General features: G+C 66.6%; 23 protein-coding genes. 11 read left to right on the forward strand and 12 right to left on the reverse strand.

Translation table 11 applies throughout. The features are described 5' to 3' along the window. The first annotated feature begins 270 nt into the window (after positions 1-270). From BWR19_08890 to BWR19_08935, 10 genes are all read left to right on the forward strand, one after another. Positions 271-465, forward strand: a complete 195-nt coding sequence (locus tag BWR19_08890; GenBank protein ID APX93031.1) for a hypothetical protein — start codon at positions 271-273, stop codon at positions 463-465. Positions 466-548: 83 nt separating this feature from the next. Beyond that, complete coding sequence (locus BWR19_08895) at positions 549-1,196, forward strand: TetR family transcriptional regulator (protein ID APX93032.1); 648 nt, start codon at positions 549-551, stop codon at positions 1,194-1,196. Between the two features lie 108 nt (positions 1,197-1,304). Then, the gene (locus tag BWR19_08900) at positions 1,305-2,027 is read left to right on the forward strand and encodes a GntR family transcriptional regulator (GenBank protein APX93033.1); all 723 of its coding nucleotides are present in this window, start codon (positions 1,305-1,307) and stop codon (positions 2,025-2,027) included. Positions 2,028-2,031: 4 nt separating this feature from the next. After that, positions 2,032-4,485, forward strand: coding sequence for an ATP-dependent helicase HrpB (locus tag BWR19_08905; protein ID APX93034.1), 2,454 nt, complete (start codon positions 2,032-2,034; stop codon positions 4,483-4,485). A 136-nt stretch (positions 4,486-4,621) separates the two neighbouring features. Continuing rightward, the gene (locus tag BWR19_08910) at positions 4,622-5,290 is read left to right on the forward strand and encodes a BAX inhibitor protein (protein APX93035.1); all 669 of its coding nucleotides are present in this window, start codon (positions 4,622-4,624) and stop codon (positions 5,288-5,290) included. A 102-nt stretch (positions 5,291-5,392) separates the two neighbouring features. Continuing rightward, entirely contained in the window at positions 5,393-5,785 is a 393-nt protein-coding gene (locus BWR19_08915; protein APX93036.1) for a sulfurtransferase TusD, read from the forward strand. A gap of 7 nt (positions 5,786-5,792) precedes the next feature. After that, entirely contained in the window at positions 5,793-6,167 is a 375-nt protein-coding gene (locus BWR19_08920) for a sulfurtransferase TusC (protein APX93037.1), read from the forward strand. Between the two features lie 15 nt (positions 6,168-6,182). Next, positions 6,183-6,473 (forward strand): hypothetical protein, encoded by a 291-nt coding sequence (locus BWR19_08925; GenBank protein APX93038.1) that lies wholly within the window; start codon positions 6,183-6,185, stop codon positions 6,471-6,473. Then, positions 6,473-6,826, forward strand: coding sequence for a sulfurtransferase TusE (locus BWR19_08930; protein ID APX93039.1), 354 nt, complete (start codon positions 6,473-6,475; stop codon positions 6,824-6,826). The genes BWR19_08925 and BWR19_08930 overlap by 1 nt, the downstream gene beginning before the upstream one ends. A gap of 8 nt (positions 6,827-6,834) precedes the next feature. Further along, the gene (locus BWR19_08935; protein ID APX93040.1) at positions 6,835-7,413 is read left to right on the forward strand and encodes an ACP phosphodiesterase; all 579 of its coding nucleotides are present in this window, start codon (positions 6,835-6,837) and stop codon (positions 7,411-7,413) included. 4 nt (positions 7,414-7,417) lie between these two features. Here the strand turns inward: BWR19_08935 and BWR19_08940 are convergent, their stop codons facing one another. From BWR19_08940 to BWR19_08990, 11 genes are all read right to left on the reverse strand, one after another. Next, positions 7,418-8,632 carry a molybdopterin molybdenumtransferase gene (locus tag BWR19_08940; protein ID APX93041.1) on the reverse strand — a complete coding sequence of 405 codons (1,215 nt, stop codon included), beginning with the start codon at positions 8,630-8,632 and terminating at the stop codon, positions 7,418-7,420. Beyond that, on the reverse strand, positions 8,625-9,155 hold the full coding sequence (locus BWR19_08945; protein APX93042.1) for a molybdenum cofactor biosynthesis protein B: 531 nt from the start codon (positions 9,153-9,155) through the stop codon (positions 8,625-8,627). Before BWR19_08945 ends, BWR19_08940 begins: the two co-directional genes overlap by 8 nt. 3 nt (positions 9,156-9,158) lie before the next feature. Beyond that, positions 9,159-9,467, reverse strand: coding sequence for a deoxycytidine triphosphate deaminase (locus tag BWR19_08950; GenBank protein APX93043.1), 309 nt, complete (start codon positions 9,465-9,467; stop codon positions 9,159-9,161). A 111-nt stretch (positions 9,468-9,578) separates the two neighbouring features. Beyond that, positions 9,579-10,622 (reverse strand): formate dehydrogenase subunit gamma, encoded by a 1,044-nt coding sequence (locus tag BWR19_08955; protein APX93044.1) that lies wholly within the window; start codon positions 10,620-10,622, stop codon positions 9,579-9,581. Between the two features lie 11 nt (positions 10,623-10,633). Continuing rightward, the gene (locus tag BWR19_08960; protein APX93045.1) at positions 10,634-11,269 is read right to left on the reverse strand and encodes a formate dehydrogenase; all 636 of its coding nucleotides are present in this window, start codon (positions 11,267-11,269) and stop codon (positions 10,634-10,636) included. A 62-nt stretch (positions 11,270-11,331) separates the two neighbouring features. Next, positions 11,332-14,184, reverse strand: a complete 2,853-nt coding sequence (locus BWR19_08965; protein APX93046.1) for a formate dehydrogenase — start codon at positions 14,182-14,184, stop codon at positions 11,332-11,334. 35 nt (positions 14,185-14,219) lie between these two features. Next, on the reverse strand, positions 14,220-14,420 hold the full coding sequence (locus BWR19_08970; GenBank protein ID APX93047.1) for a twin-arginine translocation pathway signal: 201 nt from the start codon (positions 14,418-14,420) through the stop codon (positions 14,220-14,222). Between the two features lie 68 nt (positions 14,421-14,488). After that, a complete protein-coding gene (locus BWR19_08975) occupies positions 14,489-15,115 on the reverse strand; it encodes a hypothetical protein (GenBank protein APX93048.1) in 627 nt (208 codons plus the stop codon). A gap of 4 nt (positions 15,116-15,119) precedes the next feature. After that, positions 15,120-16,820 (reverse strand): hypothetical protein, encoded by a 1,701-nt coding sequence (locus BWR19_08980; GenBank protein APX93049.1) that lies wholly within the window; start codon positions 16,818-16,820, stop codon positions 15,120-15,122. A 195-nt stretch (positions 16,821-17,015) separates the two neighbouring features. Next, positions 17,016-17,624 carry a hypothetical protein gene (locus BWR19_08985; protein ID APX93050.1) on the reverse strand — a complete coding sequence of 203 codons (609 nt, stop codon included), beginning with the start codon at positions 17,622-17,624 and terminating at the stop codon, positions 17,016-17,018. Next, positions 17,621-18,049 carry a hypothetical protein gene (locus BWR19_08990; GenBank protein ID APX93051.1) on the reverse strand — a complete coding sequence of 143 codons (429 nt, stop codon included), beginning with the start codon at positions 18,047-18,049 and terminating at the stop codon, positions 17,621-17,623. Before BWR19_08990 ends, BWR19_08985 begins: the two co-directional genes overlap by 4 nt. A 99-nt stretch (positions 18,050-18,148) precedes the next feature. Here BWR19_08990 and BWR19_08995 point away from each other — a divergent pair, with 99 nt between their 5' ends. Further along, positions 18,149-18,994, forward strand: a complete 846-nt coding sequence (locus tag BWR19_08995; GenBank protein APX93052.1) for a sulfurtransferase FdhD — start codon at positions 18,149-18,151, stop codon at positions 18,992-18,994. 23 nt (positions 18,995-19,017) lie between these two features. On the opposite strand, the gene BWR19_09000 is transcribed toward BWR19_08995, so the two are convergent. Then, on the reverse strand, positions 19,018-19,650 hold the full coding sequence (locus BWR19_09000) for a transcriptional regulator (protein ID APX93053.1): 633 nt from the start codon (positions 19,648-19,650) through the stop codon (positions 19,018-19,020). Positions 19,651-19,693 lie beyond the last annotated feature (43 nt).

A 19,693-nucleotide genomic window follows, 5' to 3' on the forward strand; every position in this document is an offset into this window, starting at 1 on the left:
CGCAGGATCCGCTCGTTGTTGTGCTCTCCAGGCCGCGCTGGCCTGGCAAGGTGACGCAAGGGGATGTTGCCCAGTTCTGACCAAATGGTCAACTTGAGATAAGCGTGGCCCATTCCCGTCACGAGCGCAAGGTACTGGCGCAGAAAATTCACGAGAGGGTGAGGCCTAGAGGGACTAGCGCCAGGGACAGGCCAAGCGGGGGGTATTGCTGACGGGGCAGTTACCAGGACGCAGCGAGGGACGCCGGGGGCAAGCCGAAGAGGAGGTTCGATGCCATGGGTGAGGAGCATGTCTCCGAACGGGCTGGCCATGGATGGCCAGCACCGGTCCTGCAAGCGGAGCAGGATGCGAGAGCGCAGCAGGGCATCGGTAGCGCTCAGGGACGATTTACAGCGCCTCCTCGTAGGCTTGCCCCCGGATCAGTCTCGAGCGGTGATGCTACAGAGGAGGGTGATGCTACCGTAGAGCTTATCGTTATCGGGGCCAGCCGTTGCAGGGCGCAGGCGCCTGCGGCAAGCTTGTGGGCTCCATTCGCAAGAGCTTGAGCCATGACCGCGACCTCTTCTGTGGCCGAATCCACCGTTACCCGCCTGCGCAACGAGAAGGCGATCCTCGAGGCCGCCGAGCAGGTCTTCGCCCAGCACGGCTACCGCGGCGCCAGCGTCCAGGCCATCGCCGAGGCCGCCGGGCTGCCCAAGTCCAACGTGCTCTACTACGTCGGCAGCAAGCAGAAGCTCTACGTGACCCTGCTCGAACGCATGATGGCGCGCTGGAATGCCATGCTCGATGATATCAGCGTCGACGACGACCCCGCCGAGGTGCTCGAGGCCTTTATTCGCAGCAAGATGCAGCTGACCCGTGATCATCCCCGCGGCTCGCGGCTGTTCGCCGCCGAGATCCTCGGCGGGGCGCCCTTCCTGCAGGAGTACCTGCGCGGCGAGCTGCGCGACTGGGTCGAGGCGCGGGCGCGGGTCTTCGAGCAGTGGGCCGAACGCGGCCTGATGGACCGCATCGATCCGGTGTGGCTGATCTTCCTGATCTGGTCGTCGACCCAGCACTACGCCGACTTCGAGGCCCAGGTGCTGGGCATCACCGACCGCAACGAGTTGAGCGACGAGGACTACCAGCGCATCACCGAATTCCTGTGCACGGTGATTCTCAAGGGCTGCGGGGTGAGCGGGCGTCGCCAGGGCTGACTTTGTATACAAATTGATGATGTAATGGTGGGCAGGCGTGTTGCATCATGTGCGAGCGACACTTTCACCCCCGCGTAGCGCGTGCCCACGCGTCGAGGACAGTAGATCATGAGTAGCCGCTGGCAGGATGAGGTACTCGCCGACGTCGCATCCGGCGTCCGCATCAACGATCAGCATATCGTCGAGCGTATTCGTCAGGCGGTGCTGATGCAGCGCCTGCCGCCCAACACCCGGCTGCCGGAAGTGGCGCTGGGGGAGATCTTTGGCGTTAGCCGCTCGGTGGTGCGCAAGGCGTTGACGCGTCTCGCCTCCGACCACGTGATCACCCAGCAGCCCAACCAGGTGGCGCGGGTCAGCGCGCCCAGCGTCGAGGAGACCCGCGAAATCTTCGCCGCGCGGCGCCTGGTCGAGGGCGAGGTGGTGGCGTTGCTGGCGACCGATCCGGCGCCCAGCTGGACCACCCGACTCGCCGAGTTATGCGATGCCGAGGCAGACGCCCATGCCCGCGGCGACGAGCCGCAGCGGATCGAGCACTCGCTGGCGCTGCACCATAGCCTGGCCGAGCATTCGCCCAACCGCATCCTCGGCGTCATGCTCACCGACCTGATCCTGCGCACCTCGATCGTGATCGCCCTCTACAAGCATGCCGGACTCGCCTCCTGCTACCTGGAAGGCGACCATCCACGGCTGCGGGATGCCTTGGCGGCGGGCGACAGCGCTGCCGCCCGCGCGGCGATCCACCATCACCTCGATAGCCTCGAGGCGCTGCTCGATCTGCGCCCCAAGGCGTCTCAGATCGATCTTGCTGCGATTTTCGGACAGTCTGCCTGATCCCGTGACGACACTCCCCATCGATGAACATCTGGCCTCCATCGCCGCGGCGCTGCAAGGCGCGACGACGGCGCTACTGGTCGCTGAACCCGGCGCCGGCAAGACCACCCGCGTACCCCTGGCGCTGCTCGAGGCGGACTGGTGCCAACATGGCAAGCTGCTGCTGCTCGAGCCGCGGCGGGTGGCAGCCAGGTTGGCGGCCCAGCACATGGCCGAGCAGCTCGGCGAAACGGTCGGGGAGACGGTGGGCTATCGCATGCGCGGCGAGAGCCGGGTCGGGCCGCGCACGCGCCTCGAGGTAGTCACCCAGGGCGTACTGACCCGCCTGCTGCAGGACGATCCACTGCTAGAGGGCGTGGCCGGGATCCTGTTCGATGAGTTCCATGAACGCAGTCTCGAGGCCGACCTCGGCCTGGCGTTGACGCTCGATGTACAGCAGGGCTTGCGGGAGGATCTGCGGCTGCTGGTGATGTCGGCGACCCTCGACGTGCAAGCGCTTCAGGGGCTGCTTGGCCAGGATACGCCGCTTATCCAATGTGCCGGGCGCAGCTATCCGGTGACCACGCGCTATCGACCGCTACGGGCAGCAAGGCACGCCCATGACACGGCCCGCCAGCAGGCCGCGGTGGTGCATGAGGCGCTGGCCGCCGCCGACGGCGACGTGCTGGTGATCCTGCCCGGGGTAGCCGAGATCCGTCGCCTGGCCACCGCGCTGACCGAGCGGGAGTCGCGCCTTGCCGTGGTCGAACTCCACGGCCGGCTGCCGCTCGAGGCGCAGCGTCGCGCGCTGCGTCCAGACCCCGACGGACGCAGGCGGGTGGTGCTGGCCACGGCGATTGCCGAATCGAGCGTCACCGTGGACGGCGTGCGGGCGGTGGTCGATGCCGGGCGCGAGCGGGTGCCGCTGTTTCAGCCGCGCACTGGCCTGACGCGCCTGGTCACGCGGCAGGTCAACCGCGCCAGCGCCGATCAGCGCTGCGGTCGCGCCGGCCGGCAAGGGCCGGGGCTGTGCTATCGACTGTGGGCCGAGGAGCAGCCGCTGGTGCCGCACGGCGAGCCGGAAATGCGTCAGGCCGACCTGGCGCCGCTGGCCTTCGAGCTGGCGCGCTGGGGTATCCGCGACGCTGACGCGCTTAGCTGGGTCACGCCGCCGCCCGATGCGGCGCTGGCCGCGGCCCGGGCGCTGCTGCAGCGGCTGGGGGTACTCGATGACCACCATCACCTCACCGCGCTGGGACGCCGATCTGCGCGCTGGCCGACCCACCCGCGCCTGGCGGTGATGCTCGAGCACGCCGAGGAGCGCGGCTGCGTTGCGCTGGCCTGCGCCCTGATCGCACTGTTGGAGAGCCGCGACGGTGAGCGCGAGGTGGATCTGCAGCGTGCCCTCGAGCGGCGACTGGCGCATCCCGATGACTACCGCGCCTGGCAGCGAGATGCCAGCCGGCTGTGCCGCAGCGCCGGCGTTCGGCTGTCGGTCGAGCGGCTGGACATGCTCGGGGAACTGCTGGCGCTGGCCTTTCCCGAGCGCATCGCTCAGCAACTGGACGTGGGGCGCTTTCGCCTGGCGGGAGGTGGCCAGGCGACGCTGCCCGAGAGCCAGCCGCTGGCCCACGCCGAGCTGCTGGTGGCCGCCGAGCTCGACGGTGACGCCACCGCGGCGCGTATCTATCGTGCGGCATCTATCAGCCAGGCGCGCCTGGCTGCCTGCTTTCCCTGCCTGCAGGAGTGGCAGGCGAGGGCGTATTGGTCGGAGCGTGAAGGGCGGCTGATCGGCGAGCAGGTCCGAGCGTTGGACGCGCTGGTGCTGGCAAGGCGCCCGCTGGCCTCGCTGCCCCCCGACGCGGTCCGTCAGGCACTGCTCGAGGCCCTGCAGCGCGCCGAGGCGCTGCCCTTCGATGAGTCGGCCGATCAGCTGCGCGGCCGGGTGGCACTGCTGCGACGCGAGTTCGGCGAGCCGTGGCCCGACTGGTCCCAGGCAGCACTGCTGGCGTGTCTGGATACGTGGCTGGGCCCCTACCTGGACGGCATCACGCGGCTCGAGGCGATCGGACGGCTGCCGCTGGGGCGCTACCTGCTGGACGCACTAGACAGGCTCGACTGGACGCTGCGCGAGCGGCTGGCGGCGCTGGCGCCGGAGCGCATGACGCTGCCCAGCGGCAATAGCGTGCGGCTCGACTACCGACCCTGTCTCGACGGCGACGACCCGCTGCTGGCCGCCAAGCTGCAGGAGCTGTTCGGCTGGCAGTCGACCCCGCGGCTTGCCGACGGCCGGGTCACCCCGCTGGTGCATCTGCTGTCACCGGCGCGCCGGCCGCTACAGGTGACGCGGGACCTGGCCAGCTTCTGGGCCAGCGGTTACGCCGAGGTGCGCAAGGACATGCGTGGGCGCTATCCCAAGCACCCCTGGCCCGAGGATCCCCTCACCGCCGAGGCCACAGGGCGTACCAAGCGCCGCTGAGCGGCAAGCGTTCAATGCGGGTGGAACTCGGCATAGGCATTGCTGTTCAAAGCGTTAACCGAAAGTCTTGCACCGACACACGCGAGACGGCATCCTTGGTCCACGCAAGATCTACAATTTCAGGGAGCATTGATCGATGGCTTACCAAGAGTCGCATGTGACACAGCGCCAGGCGAGCGCTGTCAGTACCAACAAGGTGCTGCGCAATACCTACGCCCTGCTGGCCATGACCCTGCTGTTCTCCGCAGTGACCGCCGGGGCCGCCATGGCCATGGGCATCGAGCGGATGAACATCTTCGTGTTCTTCATTGGCGCCTACGGCCTGATGTTCCTGGTCCACAAGACGGCCAACTCGGCTGCCGGCCTGCTGGCGACCTTCGCCTTCACCGGTTTCATGGGCTTTACCCTGGGGCCGATTCTCAGCGCCTATCTGGCCATGCCCAATGGTGCCGCACTGATCATGAACGCCCTGGCGATGACCGGCGCAACCTTCATCGGCCTGTCGGCGGTGGCGCTGATCACCAAGAAGGACTTCAGCTTCCTCGGCAACTTCCTGCTGGCCGGCGCCATCGTGCTGATCCTGGCCATGGTCGCGGCGCTGATCTTCAACATTCCCACGCTGTCGCTGGCGGTATCGGCCGGGTTCGTACTGTTCGCTTCTGCCGCGATCCTGTTCCAGACCAGCGAAATCGTGCACCGTGCCGGCGAGACCAACTACATCCTCGCCACCATCACGCTGTACGTGTCGATCTACAACCTGTTCGTCAGCCTGCTGTCGATCCTTGGGATCATGAACAGCGACTGACCTAACGGGTACTCGCTAGTGCAGGCCCCGCCTATCGGTGGGGCCTGCCTGTTTCAGCGCGATAGTTTTTGAGACATTGCGGCGGTGAGAGGAGTAAGCAGCATGCGCTACGCCTTGCTGGTTCAGGGTGGGCCTTACAGCCGTCAGGCGGCGCACTCGGCGCTGCGCTTCGGCGAGGCCGCGATTGCCCGTGGACATCGTCTTGAGACGGTATTCTTCTATCATGATGGGGTCTATAACGCCGCCCGACTGGCTGCGCCGCCCCAGGATGAGCCGCACCTGGTCGACCGCTTCCGTGCCCTGCACGACACCCACGGCACCCAGCTTAAGGTGTGTATCGCCGCCGGCCTGCGTCGCGGCCTGCTCGATGAGCGCGAGGCGGCGCGCCACGGCAAACAGGGGCATAGCCTCGAGGCGCCGTTCGAACTCACCGGCCTCGGCCAACTGATCGATGCCGGGCTCAGCCACGACCGCCTGATCACCTTTTCCCCTTGAGGTTGCCATGCACGATGAGAGCCTGAACGGCGAGGTGCTGGTGATTCTGCGCCATGCCCCCCACGGCAGCAGCTGGCTGCGCGAGGGCCTGGATGCCGCCCTGGTGGCAGCCGCCTTCGGCCGCCGGGTGACGCTGCTGTTCGTTGGTGAGGGCGTCACCGCGCTGGTTGCCGGCCAGGCAGCCGGGGCGCTGGGGCAGAAGGGTACCCAGCCGACGCTGGAGATGCTGGCGATGTATGATATCGATACGCTGCTGGTCGACCAGCAGGCCCTCGACGAGCGCGGGCTTACCACGAATGATCTGCTGCTGCCGGTAACGCCGCTGGCGCCTGGCAAGCTCGCAGCGGCACTGGCGGCCCATCCGCTGGTCCTGAATTTCTGAGGCGGGGAGACTACCATGATCCTGCACACCTTGAACCGCTCGCCCACCGAGAGCCGTGTCTATCGCCAGGCGCTGGCGGCAATGGGGCCCGACGACCGGCTGCTGCTGATCGAAGACGGCGTGCAGGGCGCGCTGCCGTCGCTGGTACGCCATTTCGGCGAGCTCGACGGGCGGCTGTTTGCGCTGCGCGAGGACCTCGAGTCGCGTGGCCTGGCCGGCCGCTGTGCCGCCGAGGTGCTGGTGGTGGACGCCGACGGCTTCGTCACCCTGACCGAAGAAGCCGACAAGACGGTGAGCTGGTTCTGATGGCCTCCTCGGAAATATACCGTTATCTTAAGGTGGGCTCTCGACAGGTGCCGCTCGATCCCGAAGGCTTCCTGATCCACCTCGATGACTGGTCGCCAGCGGTGGCCGAAGCACTCGCCGCCGAGGAGTCGCGGACGCTGACCGCCGAGCACTGGGAGGTGATCGAGGTGCTGCGCGACTTTTACGCGCGCTTCGAGGCATCGCCGGCGATGCGGCCGCTGGTCAAGGCGGTGGGGCAGGCGCTGGGGCCTGAGAAGGGCAAGTCGCTGCATCTGATGCGGCTGTTCCCCGACAGCCCGGCCAAGGTCGGCGCGCGGCTGGCGGGGCTGCCCAAGCCCGCCAACTGCCTCTAGGCCGGCCCATGAACTTTCTCGCCCATGCCTGGCTGGCGCGTCGCGGCAGCGATGACTTCCTCTACGGCAACCTGATTGCCGACGGCGTCAAGGGCAGTGATCTCGGTGACTGGCCCGACGCCACGGCGCTGGGCATTCGCCATCACCGCCGCGTCGACGCCTGGGTCGATCGCCATCCCAGCGTACTCGCGGCACGTCATCGCGCGCCGCGCGCCCAGCGGCGCTATGCGGCGATCGCCCTGGACCTAGTGTGGGATCACTTCCTGTCTCGCGATACCGCGGCGCTGGCCGAGCAGCAGCAACTGGTCGAACGCTGCTATCGACTGCTCTCGGCACGTTCGGCGCCGGCGCGCCTGGAGCACATGGTGCCCTCGCTGGTGGCTCACGACTGGCTGCGCGGCTACGCCGATTTCGATTTCACCTGCCGTGCGGTGGCCGGCATCGGGCGGCGCCTGTCGGGGCCCAACCGGCTCGCCGAGCTGGTGCCGTGGCTATACGACGACTATGCGGCGCTGGAGTACGACTTTCAGCAGCTGTGGCCGGCCGTGCATGCGGCGCTGGAGAGCGACGGTCGCAGGCTCGCGTAAACGCTCACTGCAGCCACAGGCAGTCGATTTCGTCACCCTGACGCACGTCGCTATGGGCCGGGATCACTGCCAGCGCATCGGCTTGAATGCAGGACGATAGAACTCCCGAATTCTGGTCGCGAAAGGCGCGGGCGGTGATGCCGTCGGCAGTGAAGTCCAGTGCCACGCGCATGTAGTGCTGGCGGGCCTGAGTGGTGGTGGCGAACTCGGCGCGAGCGCGCAGCCGCGGCAGTGTAGCAAGTGCCGGACAGCCGAGCAGGGCACCAACCAGTGGGCGCAGGAACAGCCAGGCGCCGACGAACCCCGACACCGGGTTGCCGGGCAGGCCGACGAAGCGCGCCGAGCTGCCGTCGGTGCGCGGCAGGCGGCCAAGTGCCAGCGGTTTGCCGGGACGCATGGCGAGCCGCCACAGGTCGAGCTCGCCGAGCTGCGTCAGCGCTGCCTTGACGTGATCCTCTTCGCCGACGCTGACGCCGCCGGTGGTCACCACGATGTCGGCCCGGGCGGCGGCCGCGGCCAGGCAGCGGCAGGTCGCATCGAAGTCATCGGCCACGCGTTCGGCCAGCACCACCTCGGCGCCGAACTGTTCGAGCAGTTGGCGCAGCATGGGACGATTGGAGTTGTAGATCTGCCCCGCAGCCAGCGGCTGGCCGGGGTCGATCACCTCATCGCCGGTGGAGAGCAGGGCGACCCTGGGCCTGCGCGTCACGCTGACCTCGGTAATCCCTTGGCCGGCCAGATGGCCGAGTGCGGCGGCATTGAGTCGCTGGCCGGCGTCGAGCAGTGTATCGCCGGCGCTGACATCACGGCCGCGGCGGCGCAGGTTGTCGCCGGCGGGAATCTCCGCCGGCATTAGCGCTTGCTCGCCGTTGATCTCGACGCGCTCCTGCATCACCACACAATCGGCCCCAGGCGGAATTTCACCGCCGGTGAAGATGCGCGCGCAGCTGCCGGGAGCAAGTGCGGCGGCGGGCTGGCCGGCGGCAATGCGCTGGCTGACCGCTAGCCACTTCCCGGCATCCCGGTGGTGGAGCGCGTAGCCGTCCATGGCGCTGTTGTCGAAGGGGGGCACGTCGAGGCGTGCGGTGACGCTCTCGGCCAGCACCCGGCCTCCGCTGGCAGCCAGCGGCAGGGGCTCGGCGGGGAGCCTGGCGACGCCGTCGAGCAGGGCACCCAGTGCGGCCTCTATGGGCTGCAGGCCATCCGCGTGCTCAGCCATGGGTGCCGCGCTCCGGTATCACCAGATTGGCAAAATTGCACGGCTTGTGGCGGCTATCCAACTGCTCGAGCAGGATGCCGTCCCAGGCCGTGCGGCAGGCGCCGGTCGACCCGGGCAGGCAGAACACCACGGTGGCGTTGGCCAGGCCCGCCAGGCAGCGGCTCTGGATGGTCGAGCTGCCGACTTCGTGGAAGGAGAGCTGGCGAAACAGTTCGCCGAAGCCTTCGATGGGCTTGTCGAACAGCACCCGCACCGCTTCGGGCGTCGAGTCGCGCCCGGTGAAGCCTGTCCCGCCGGTAGTCAACACCACCTGCACGGTAGGGTCGGCGATCCACGCGGCGACCTGGGCGCGGATGCGATAGACGTCGTCGACCACGATGCGCTTGTCGGCCAGCCGATGGCCGGCGTCGATGAGCCGCTCGACCAGTGTCTGTCCGCTGCGGTCGGTGTCTTCGGTGCGGGTGTCGGAGACCGTCAGCACCGCCACGTTGAGCGGCACCAGGGTGTTGCGATCGTCGCTCATGGTTCAGCCCTTGTGGGAGTGGCGGGCCTCAAGGGCGGCAAGCTGCTCGGGGCTGGCCGGCGTCTGGTGATTGTCCTTCCACTCTTGGTAGGGCATGCCGTAGACGTATTCGCGGGCGGCGTCGAGGTCGAGTTCGACATCGCGCTCGTCGGCGGCGTTGACCAGCCACTTGGAGAAGCAGTTGCGGCAGAAGCCGGCGAGCACCATGAGGTCGATGTTCTGCACTTCCTTGTGCTCGTCGAGGTGCTTGAGCAGGCGCCGGAAGGCGGCCGCTTCGAGCTCGGTACGGGTAGCATCGTCGAGATGTTGCATGGGGTATTCCTTGTGACTAGGCCGGCACGGTTCCGGCAGGGACGTTTGGGGCTTAGCATAACAAAAGACACCGCCCGTAGGCGGTGTCCACAGGTCAATCAGGCGCCGGGGTTAACCGGGCTGACTGGGCGCCGGTTTTTCACCGCCGTCAGCGGTCGACTGATCGAGGGTGTCGGCATCTACCGCCTGGTCCTTGACCTCTTCGTACCACAGGTTGTGGTGCTCCTTGGCCCAGGACTCATCGACATAGCCGGTCTTCATACCCTCCAGCGAGCCTTCGGTGCCCACCGTGCCGATGTAGATATGACCCATCGCCACTGCGGTCAGGCCGAGGGCCGCCACCGCATGGATGACGTTGGCCCACATCATGGTGTCGCGGGTCTGGTCGAAGTTGGGGAAGTTGAGGACCAGACCGCTGATGATCACCGCTACACCGGCGGTGGCCAGCAGCCAGAACCAGACCTTCTCACCGGCATTGGCGAAGCCGGCGTCGGGATGCCCCTTGCCCACCAGTCCGCCGCCTTTCTTGAACCAAGCCAGGTCGTGCTTCTTTGGCAGGTTGTGCTTCAAGAACTTGGCGAGGATGATCAGCAGAAGAATCCCGAACAGCGGCCCCAGGTAGTTATGGGAGACTTTGGAGGCTGAGATCATCGCGCCCCATACCGCATCCCCGAACAGCGAGCGGAACACATACTTGCCGTAGAGGATGTTGAGGCCCGACAGCGCCAGGATGATGAACAGCGAGGCCACGCTCCAGTGCAGCGTGCGCTCGACTGCCGACCAGCGGAACAGCTTGCGGCCGGTAGGCCGTTCATCAAGGTTCTTGCGGCCGAAGATCACGTAGAACAGGGCGATCATGACGATCATCCCGCCCATGGCAATCAAGCCGAAGGGCGTGACCCAGTTGTTGCGGATTTCCCTCCAGGTCTGACCGGCAGCGTTGATCAGGTTGTAGTTGGAGTCATGGCGCGTGTCGCGGAAGTTCGCGTCGACTTCACCGCTTCTGACCTGTCGCCAGGTGTCAGAATCGGCGACCCCCACCGAGGTGGAGATCTCGCGGTTGGGGTCGGCCGACTGCGCCATGGCCTGACTGCCGACGCCAAGCGTCAGCAGGGTCATCAGCAAGACGATGCAGGCATGTCTGAGCAGGGACATGGAAGGCCTCCTTACCCTTGGCGGGTGGCGTCGTAGGCCAGGTTATCCATGCGCGCCGCTGCGGTGTCGGGCCCCTGGCGGTTGACCTCTGACCAGGCGCCATCTTCGTGACCGCGCTGTACCACACGCTGACGGAAGATATCGGCCACCGTCTGGGCGTCACCCGCCAGCAGTGCCTTGGTGGAGCACATCTCGGCGCACAGCGGCAGCTTGCCCTCGGCAATACGGTTGGCACCGTATTTCTCGTACTCTTCTTCCTTGGAGTCGGCGGGGCCGCCGGCACAGAAGGTGCACTTGTCCATCTTGCCGCGCTCGCCGAAGGCGTTCTGCTGGGGGAACTGCGGGGCGCCGAACGGGCAGGCGTAGAGGCAGTAACCGCAGCCGATGCACAGGTCCTTGTCGTGCAGCACGATGCCGTCGTCGGTCTTGTAGAAGCAGTCGGTGGGGCAGACTGCCATGCACGGTGCATCGTCGCAGTGCATGCAGGCCACCGAGATCGATACCTCGGTGGGTTCGCCGTCGTTGAGGGTCACGACGCGGCGGCGCTGGATGCCCCATTCGACGTCGTTGGCGTTCTTACAGGCGGTGACGCAGCCGTTGCAGTCGATGCAGCGCTCGGCGTCACACATGAATTTCATCTGGGCCATGCTGGTTCTCCTATTCCGGCGCGGCATGTCTGCCGCGCCGTCAAGCGTTCAGGGTCGCGACGTCAGGCGCGTTCGATCCGGCAGATGGTGCACTTGGTTTCCTGCATCAGCGTCACCGGGTCGTAGCCGTAGGTGGTGGCGGTATTGGCCGCTTCGCCGAGGACGTAAGGGTCCGAGCCTTCGGGGTAGCGGTCGCGCAGGTTCTCGCCCTGGAACATGCCGCCGAAGTGGAACGGCATGAAGGCCACGCCACGATCGACCCGCCGGGTGACCATCGCCTTGACCTTGACGCGGCCGCCCTCGGCGCCCTCGACCCAGACCTCGTCGCCATCGCTGATACCGATATCGTTGGCGTTGGCCGGGTTGATCTCGACGAACATCTCCTGCTGCAGCTCGGCGAGCCACGACATCGAGCGGGTCTCCTCGCCACCCCCTTCGTACTCGACCAGGCGGCCGGAGGTCAGAATGATGGGATATTCGCTGGAGTTGTCGCGATCCTGAATGGTCTTGTAGAGCGTCGGCAGACGCATGATCGAGTCGAAGTCGTCCCAGGTCGGGAAGCGCTCGACCAGATCGCGGCGCGTGGTGTAGAGCGGCTCGCGGTGCTTGGGCACTTCATCGGGGAAGGTCCAGACCACGGCCCGCGCCTTGGCGTTGCCGTAGGGCGCACAGCCGTGCTCGATGGCCACGCGCTGGATGCCGCCGGAGAAGTCGGTCTTCCAGTTCTCGCCCTCGGCGGCTTCTTTCTCCTCGTCGGTGAGGTCGTCCCACCAGCCGAGATCCTTTAGCATCTGGGCGGTGAACTCGGGATAGCCGTCGGTAAGGTCGGACTCCACCGGTGCCGAGCCGTCGGCGAGCAGGTTGACGCCGTTGCGCTCGATGCCGAAGCGCGCACGGAAGCCCATGCCGCCTTCCTTCACCGGCACGCTGGTGTCGTAGAGGTTGGGCGAGCCGGGGTGGCGGAATTCCGGCGTCCCCCAGCACGGCCAGGGCAGGCCGTAGTAGTCACCGTCGGCCGGACCACCCTCGGCGCGCAGATCGCTGAAGCTGAAGGTGTGCCAGTTCTTCTGGTGCTCCTTGAGGCGCTCGGGGCTTTGGCCGGTGTAGCCGACTGTCCACATGCCGCGGTTGATCTCGCGCAGGATATCCTCGACCAGCGGCTCGTCGCCGTTCATCTCGATATGCTTGACGAACTCGTCGCCGAAACCGAGCTTACGCGCGAAGCGGTACATGATCTCGTGATCGGGCTTGGCCTCGAACAGCGGCTCGATGACGCGGTCGCGCCACTGCAGCGAACGGTTGGTGGCGGTCACGCTGCCGGTGGTCTCGAACTGGGTGGCTGCCGGCAGCAGGTAGACGCCGTCGCTGCGGTCGTGCATGACCGCGGCCACGGTGGGATAGGGGTCGACGATGACCATCATGTCGAGCTTCTGCATCGCCTGCCGCATTTCCGGACCGCGGGTCTGGGAGTTGACCGCATGGCCCCAGTAGAACATCGCCTTGAGCGCGGTGCGCTGGGAGATGTTGTCGTCGTCCTCGAGCACGCCGTCGATCCAGCGCGACACGGTAATGCCGCTGGTGTTCATCGGCTTGCCATCGGCGTATTCGACGTCCTCGAAGCGGCCCTTGAGCCATTCGTAGTCGACGTCCCAGACCTTGGCCCAGTGCTGCCACGCGCCTTCGGCGAGGCCGTAGTAGCCGGGCAGCGAATCGGAGCCGAGGCCCAGGTCGGTGGCGCCCTGAACGTTGTCGTGGCCGCGCAGGATGTTGGCACCGCCGCCGGACTTGCCGATATTGCCCAGCGCCAGCTCGAGGATGCAGTAGGCGCGGGTGTTATTGTTGCCGGTGGTGTGCTGGGTGCCACCCATGCACCACACCACGCAGCCCGGGCGCTGGTCGGCGAGGCGCTTGGCGGTGTCGAACATGGCGCTTTCCGGCACGCCGGTGACGTCTTCGACCACGTCGGGCGTGAATTGGGCCACTTCGGCGCGGACGTCATCCATGCCGTAGACGCGCTGGGCGATATATTCGCTATCTTCCCAGCCGTTCTCGAAGATGTGCCACAGCAGCCCCCAGATGAAGGCTACGTCGGAGCCGGGGCGGATGCGCACGAACTTGTTGGCCTTGGCCGCGGTGCGGGTGAAGCGCGGGTCGGCGACGATGATGTCGCAGTTGTTTCTCTCCTTGGCCATCAGGATGTGCTGCATGGCCACCGGGTGCGCTTCGGCGGGGTTGGAGCCGATGAACAGGATCGAACGACTGTTTTGCATGTCGTTCAGCGAGTTGGTCATCGCACCGTAGCCCCAGGTGTTGGCTACCCCGGCCACGGTGGTGGAGTGACAGATGCGCGCCTGGTGGTCGGTGTTGTTGGTGCCCCACATCGAGGCCAGCTTGCGCATGAAGTAGGCCTGCTCGTTGTTGAACTTGGCCGAGCCCAGCCAGTAGACGCTGTCAGGACCGTATTCATCGCGCAGTTCGAGCAGCTTGTCGCCGATCTCGTCGATGGCGTCGTCCCAGCTCATGCGCTGCCACTCGCCGTTGACCAGCTTCATCGGGTACTTGAGGCGCCGCGTGGAGTGGCCGTGCTGGCGCAGCGAAGCGCCCTTGGCGCAGTGTGCGCCGCGGCTGATCGGGTGGTCGAAAGCCGGCTCCTGCTTGGTCCAGACGCCTTCCTGCACCTCGGCATAGGTGCCGCAGCCCACCGAGCAGTGGGTACAGATGGTGCGTTTGGTCTCCACCGGTGCATCGGAGACCGGTGTCTTGCCGCTGGCCTCGGCCGGACGCAGCATGTTGTTGCCCATGAAACCGACAGCGGCGAGGCCGCCGGTGGTCGCGCCGCTACGCTTCAGGAACTGGCGGCGGGAGATGCCCAGCCCAGGCTTGGCCGGGGTGGAGGCTTTTCTTGTCAAGCGCATCGAATCATTCCTCTTGACCGTGAATCGCGAAGGCGTCAGTCACGTAGCGTGGCGTAGAAGGCGCGAATATGATCGGTTTCCCGATAGTTCAGTGAGGTGTCCTGCTGCTCGCTGGCGGGCTTGTCGGCTTGTACCAGCGTCACGTTGCCGATCACTGCGGCGGTACCGGCGGCGGCGCCACCGATGCCCATCACGCGCAGGAAACGACGCCGCTGAGGGTTATGTTGGTCAGGCATGCTCTTTATCTCCTCGTTGCTTCTTGTTTAGTAAACAGCGTAGCGGTTATGGCGCTTGCCTCCATGCCTCAGTTGGGCGCTGGATCAACGATCCGCACCGCGCTCAGCGCGGCGTCGTGGCGCTTTGCTTCCATGGCCAGGTAGGCCTGGCCGAGTCGGCCGACGCTGGCGTAGAACGGGGTATCGACGCCTGCCAGGTCGTGCATGCAGCGTTCGCCCCAGCTCGCCAGGTGTGCGTTGAAGAAGTCGGCCTGTTCGAGCGGCGCCTGCTCGATCAGCCAGGCCATGGCGTCGCATAGGGCCGCCAGGTGGTCCTCGGGCTCCTTGATCGCTGGATCACGCTCGAGGCCGAGTCGCCGCAGTTCGCGACGCAAGGCCACTACCGGCTCGTCCATCAGGGTGCCGTGCAGGTACCAGGAGGCATAGGGCAGGACATCGCCCTGAATCACGCCGATCAGGTGACGAAAGTGGGCCCGCTCGAGCCCTTCGATGTCGGCGCTGCGCGCCGCCTCGGCGAGCGCCTGCCAGGCCTGGCTGATCGGGGTGCCGTCAGGCTCGGCTTCGAGGTCGGCGACGAAATCCAGCAGGTCGGCATCCGGCGGCGCGGCGAGCAGGCGCCCCAGCAGGCGGTAGACGTCGGCACGCAGCGCGTCGCCGTCGTCCTGTGCAATAGGCGGGTCAGTGGCCTGGGTCATGGCGTCATACCTTCAGCTGGGCGTTGGGGTCGCGGGCCAGTTCATGCCACACGTCCTTGACGCGGCAGTCCTCGCACATCTCGAGGCGCGCCATGGCGTCGCCGGCAAAATAGGGGTGGTCGGCCAGTTTGGCCTTGATGCTGGCAACGGTGCTGACGGTCGCAAAGGGCTTGCCGCAGGTGATGCACTCGAATGCCGCTTCCTCCTTGCAGATCTCGCGCTCGCTGCGCTGCGGGCTGGCCATGAAGCCTGGCATCAGTTCAATCGCGTTCTCCGGGCAGGCGCTATCGCACAGCCCACACTGCACGCAATCCGCTTCGCGGAAGTTGAGCTGCGGCTGGCCATCGCCTCCGGCCAGGGCCGGCGTGGGGCATACCGCCACACAGCTCATGCACAGGGTGCAGGCGGCACTGTCCACGACCAGGCCGCCAAAGGGAGCGTTGGCCGTAAGCGCATGGCGCTCGCCGCTTGGCTGGCCGTGCTCGGCCAGCCAGTCGAGGTTGGCATTGAGGCGCTCGCGCTTGCTGCCAGCGGCCGACGGCCCGACCGGCAGCGCTGGGAAGCCGGGCAGGGGGGCGTGGGCCGCTGCATGGTCGGCGTCGAGCTGAACGATCCGCTGAGGATCATGACCCAGGGCGGCGAGGATAGCCTGCGCTTGCTGCAGCTGGTCGTCGATCTGTGCGGCCATGCGCGGCAGCAGGGTGGCAGGGCGCAGCACGCGAACCTCGCAGGCGCCCTGGGCGAGTGCTGCCAACCAGTCGTCGAGGCCCGCGGCACCCAGCTCCTCGAGGGGCACGTCGAGCAGATTGCCAGGCGCCGATTCGGTAGACGCCTCGAGCGTGGCGCGATCGGCAAAGCGCACCACCGGCAGCTGGCCGCCGGCATCGCGGTAGGCACCGAGCAGGCGCGCCACGAAGTCCTGCTGGGCCTGTGGTGCCGGCAATCGATACTGGATGGCCCCGGTGGGGCAGGCGGCCGTGCAGCTGCCGGCGCCGTGGCAGCGGAAGGGGTCGATCTCGATCCAGGCCTCGATGCGCTTCTGCTGGCTGACGATGGCGTCGGCCGGGCACGCCTCGAGGCAGCGCGTGCAGCCCTGCTGACCTCGGCCGGCGTGGGCGCACAGGTCGTGGTCAATGTCGAAGTACTTGGGCTTGTCGAACTCGCCGACCATCTCCGGCAGGGAGGCCAGGGTCTCGTGGTAAGCGTCGCTGCCCGGCGTCACGGCATGATAGCCGGGCGGCGGCAGCTCCAGCGTCAGGCAAGGGCTGTCGCCCAGATCGAGCACCAGGTCGAAATGGGGGCGCGTCAGGCTCGCCTTGGCGAGGTCGATCGACTCCTCTGCACTCTCCAGCAGCACACTGAAGCGCCCCAGGTATCCGCTGATCGCCAGGGCGTGCTTGCTGAGGTCGGCGCGCTGGCAGATGACCCCGGCGGGCAGGTCGTTCAGCGCACCGGTGGCCTGTCCTGCGGCGTCGACCATCAGGGTAATGCTGCGCAGGCCGTCATCATGGAGGTGCTGGCTCAGGGCATCGCAGGCGAGACGACAGGCCTCGGCCGAGCCGATCACCAGCAGGTCCCCCTGGCTCTGGTAGCTGACGCTGGCCGGCGTCAGGTTGGTCGGCCAGGAGACGCGCGCCAATGCAGCAGATTGCGCCTGCTCATTGTGCTGCGTGTCGAGCTCGGTCAGCGCGATGCGTTGTGTCATGGTCTCTCATCATCAGGTCGATCGTGAAGCGGCGTCATGGCACCGCTTTCTTGGTAGTGCTTATTGAGCTAAGCCTTTAGCATTAGCCTGCTCATTATGATCATCTGTCACTATGTTGTCATTAGTGTCGACGCCTGTGTGCAGTGCCGCCAATGCCTCATTAGTCTATGCGCAGTTGATCAGGCCGTCCGCGTTTCAACGTTCCTTCTCGGAAGGCTCCTCGGCGGGCGTATCGCGGTGCTCTGAGGCATCGCGGGGCATTTCTCGATGCTCGGGTGCGGCGCGAGCATCGGCGGCGGACTCATGCTCGGATGTGGCCGAGGTAGTGCTGGCGGTGGGCTCGGGTGCCGTTTCTGCCTCAGGCTCTTCCAGCTTGTCGAACAGCTTCTTGCCCCACTGGCGTACGCTTTCGCTGGTCTCGGCGGTCATCTTGCGCATCTGCGAATAGTCGAGGTCATAATCGTCGAGTCCGTCGCGCACATGGTAGTTGCCGGTGGTCCATAAGCGGCGCAGGGCGCGGTTCTTGAGCGCGGCACTCACGCCCGGTACCAGATAGGCCTTGAAGTCGCTGCCAGGCCCCAGGGTGTCGGGGTCTGGCAGGGTATGATCGAGGCTGCCTTCCGGCGGTGGGCCGGCCGGGGCGTCTTCGCCGCCCTCGGGATGACGGCCCTGTTCCGCGGCCGCGTCGTCGAGCGTAGCTTGGCTGTCTGGGGCAGCCTGATCGGCCGGCTCGGCCTCCTCGATGCCGTCCTGCTCGACCGCCAGGCCGCGCTTGCGCCGCGACCAGAGTTCGAAACGATTCATGACTGATCCTCCTTTGCGCGCCCGGCACCCTTGCGTTTTTTCTTGCGACCCTCGCTGGGGGCCTCACCGTGGCGTGCCAGGTAGGCCTCCAGCCACACTTGAATGGCCATGGGCATGGGCGCCTCCAGCACTTGCTGCTCACCGTCCATCCAGCCCGCGGCGACGTCCTGGCTGGCGGTGATCGCGGTGGGCTGCGGATGTGCGCCGGAGAATCCGCAGCGCACGAACAGACGCGGCTCGCTCGAGGTGAGGTTGAAGCGATAGGCGGCACGCTCGGTCATGTAGAGCTGCAGGTCGAGCACGTGGGGACCCTGGTCGCCTGGTGACAGGGCGGCAATGCGCCACTGCATGCGGGTAAACCCTTTGACGGTCTTGTTCTCGCCGGCGAGTGCCAGGCTCAGCTGGCGTAGGCTGGAAGTGGACATGATGGCTCCGCGTAACGCTGTCGGTCGGATGACTGAAGACAGTAGGCGCCAGCAGTGCCATCATGGTCAAGCCATTGAACCGCTTGGAGAAGCCCACGAATGACAGCCATCAGCCTGAGCCGGGCGCGCTTACCGACCACTCTCGAGATCGATGTCGTCGACGAGTTCGGCGTCTCACGGCGCCAGGCCATCGCCGCCGAGCGAGCGCTGACGGTCTATCTCAACAAGCGTGAGATCGTGACCCTGATGACCCTTGGCGCCGAGCCGGAGGCCCTGGTAGTGGGCTATCTGCGCAACCAGGGGCTGCTCGGCTCGCGTGACGACCTGCTCGCGGTGCAGGTGGATTGGGAGGTCGAGGCGGCTGCGGTGGTGACCCGTCGGCTGCCGGATGATCTCGAGGAGCGGCTCGGCCAGCGCACGGTGACCACCGGCTGCGGCCAGGGCACGGTGTTCGGCCGGCTGCTGGACGTCACCGGGCTTGCCGAACTGCCCGACACGCGCCTGGCGCAGTCGACCCTGGGGCGCTTGCTGCGTAACCTCGGCGCCTACAACGAGACCTACAAGAGCGCCGGCGCGGTACACGGCTGCGCCCTGTGTCGCCAGGACCAGGTGCTGGATTTCGTCGAGGACGTGGGGCGGCATAACGCGGTGGACACCCTGGCGGGACGCCAGTGGCTCGAGGACACTGCGGGCGCCGAGGCGGATATCTTCTACACCACCGGACGCCTGACCTCGGAGATGGTCCTCAAGGTGGCGCAGATGGGCATCAGCGTGCTGGTATCGCGCTCGGGCGTGACCCAGAAGGGCGTCGAGCTGGCCGAGCGCTTCGGTGTGCTGCTGGTGGCGCGGGCCAAGGGGCGTCATTTCCAGGCCATCAACGCGGCGGGGCGACTGCTGCTCGATGACATTCCCGCGCGTCGTCCCGGTGATAGCAAGGCCTCGTGAGTCGCGGCTAGGGCGAGCGTGGCTCAGCTGCTCTCGGCGCGGGTGCACACCGACAGCACCACGGCATCTTCGTCGCTGACCGAGACCAGCGCATGGCCCATGTCGCTGTCGAAGTAGATGCTGTCGCCGCGGGTCAGGCGCAGCGGTTCGTAGAACTCGGTATACAGCAGGATGTCGCCGTCGAGCACGATCAGGAACTCCTCGCCGTCGTGGCGCACCCACTCGCTGAATTCCTCGAAGCCCCGCGCGCGAACGATGGTCTTGAACGGGATCATGCGCTTCTGGGCCAACTGCCACGAGAGTAGCTCATGTTCGTAGGTCGGCGTGGGGTGCTGCTGGCCCTCGCCGACGCGCGTCAGGTCGCGGCGCCCCAGGGTACGGCTCTGGGGTTTGGGCGGGCTGAGCAGCTGCGGCAGGTCGATGCCCAGGCCGCCGATCAACTTCTGCACCGCAGTGAAGGTGGGCGAGATCTGATCGTTCTCGATCTTCGACAGCGTCGAGCGGGCAAGCCCGGTGCGCTGGCTGACGTCTTCCAGCGTCCAGTGGTTGGCCAGGCGGATCTCCTTGAGGCGCTCGCCCAGGCGCAGCGGCTCGACGAACGGCTTGCGCCCTGAGGCGATGCGCAGGGCGGCGTCTTGATCGGTGGTGGCGCTCATCGGCAGTTCACTATTGGAAAATTAATTTCCTGAAGCATACCAC

Origin of the sequence: Halomonas sp. 1513 (genome assembly GCA_001971685.1) — a bacterium.
Lineage (GTDB): Bacteria > Pseudomonadota > Gammaproteobacteria > Pseudomonadales > Halomonadaceae > Franzmannia.

What these genes read in the sequence shown, in the direction of transcription:
- BWR19_09000 (APX93053.1), bottom strand. Translation starts at nt 19,650, where the DNA reads ATGAGCGCCACCACCGATCAAGACGCCGCCCTGCGCATCGCCTCAGGG.
- BWR19_08950 (APX93043.1), bottom strand. Translation starts at nt 9,467, where the DNA reads ATGCAACATCTCGACGATGCTACCCGTACCGAGCTCGAAGCGGCCGCC.
- BWR19_08920 (APX93037.1), top strand. Translation starts at nt 5,793, where the DNA reads ATGCACGATGAGAGCCTGAACGGCGAGGTGCTGGTGATTCTGCGCCAT.
- BWR19_08935 (APX93040.1), top strand. Translation starts at nt 6,835, where the DNA reads ATGAACTTTCTCGCCCATGCCTGGCTGGCGCGTCGCGGCAGCGATGAC.
- BWR19_08915 (APX93036.1), top strand. Translation starts at nt 5,393, where the DNA reads ATGCGCTACGCCTTGCTGGTTCAGGGTGGGCCTTACAGCCGTCAGGCG.
- BWR19_08995 (APX93052.1), top strand. Translation starts at nt 18,149, where the DNA reads ATGACAGCCATCAGCCTGAGCCGGGCGCGCTTACCGACCACTCTCGAG.
- BWR19_08985 (APX93050.1), bottom strand. Translation starts at nt 17,624, where the DNA reads ATGAATCGTTTCGAACTCTGGTCGCGGCGCAAGCGCGGCCTGGCGGTC.
- BWR19_08900 (APX93033.1), top strand. Translation starts at nt 1,305, where the DNA reads ATGAGTAGCCGCTGGCAGGATGAGGTACTCGCCGACGTCGCATCCGGC.
- BWR19_08975 (APX93048.1), bottom strand. Translation starts at nt 15,115, where the DNA reads ATGACCCAGGCCACTGACCCGCCTATTGCACAGGACGACGGCGACGCG.
- BWR19_08945 (APX93042.1), bottom strand. Translation starts at nt 9,155, where the DNA reads ATGAGCGACGATCGCAACACCCTGGTGCCGCTCAACGTGGCGGTGCTG.
- BWR19_08955 (APX93044.1), bottom strand. Translation starts at nt 10,622, where the DNA reads ATGTCCCTGCTCAGACATGCCTGCATCGTCTTGCTGATGACCCTGCTG.
- BWR19_08910 (APX93035.1), top strand. Translation starts at nt 4,622, where the DNA reads ATGGCTTACCAAGAGTCGCATGTGACACAGCGCCAGGCGAGCGCTGTC.
- BWR19_08895 (APX93032.1), top strand. Translation starts at nt 549, where the DNA reads ATGACCGCGACCTCTTCTGTGGCCGAATCCACCGTTACCCGCCTGCGC.
- BWR19_08890 (APX93031.1), top strand. Translation starts at nt 271, where the DNA reads ATGCCATGGGTGAGGAGCATGTCTCCGAACGGGCTGGCCATGGATGGC.
- BWR19_08965 (APX93046.1), bottom strand. Translation starts at nt 14,184, where the DNA reads ATGCGCTTGACAAGAAAAGCCTCCACCCCGGCCAAGCCTGGGCTGGGC.
- BWR19_08980 (APX93049.1), bottom strand. Translation starts at nt 16,820, where the DNA reads ATGACACAACGCATCGCGCTGACCGAGCTCGACACGCAGCACAATGAG.
- BWR19_08960 (APX93045.1), bottom strand. Translation starts at nt 11,269, where the DNA reads ATGGCCCAGATGAAATTCATGTGTGACGCCGAGCGCTGCATCGACTGC.
- BWR19_08970 (APX93047.1), bottom strand. Translation starts at nt 14,420, where the DNA reads ATGCCTGACCAACATAACCCTCAGCGGCGTCGTTTCCTGCGCGTGATG.
- BWR19_08940 (APX93041.1), bottom strand. Translation starts at nt 8,632, where the DNA reads ATGGCTGAGCACGCGGATGGCCTGCAGCCCATAGAGGCCGCACTGGGT.
- BWR19_08925 (APX93038.1), top strand. Translation starts at nt 6,183, where the DNA reads ATGATCCTGCACACCTTGAACCGCTCGCCCACCGAGAGCCGTGTCTAT.
- BWR19_08990 (APX93051.1), bottom strand. Translation starts at nt 18,049, where the DNA reads ATGTCCACTTCCAGCCTACGCCAGCTGAGCCTGGCACTCGCCGGCGAG.
- BWR19_08930 (APX93039.1), top strand. Translation starts at nt 6,473, where the DNA reads ATGGCCTCCTCGGAAATATACCGTTATCTTAAGGTGGGCTCTCGACAG.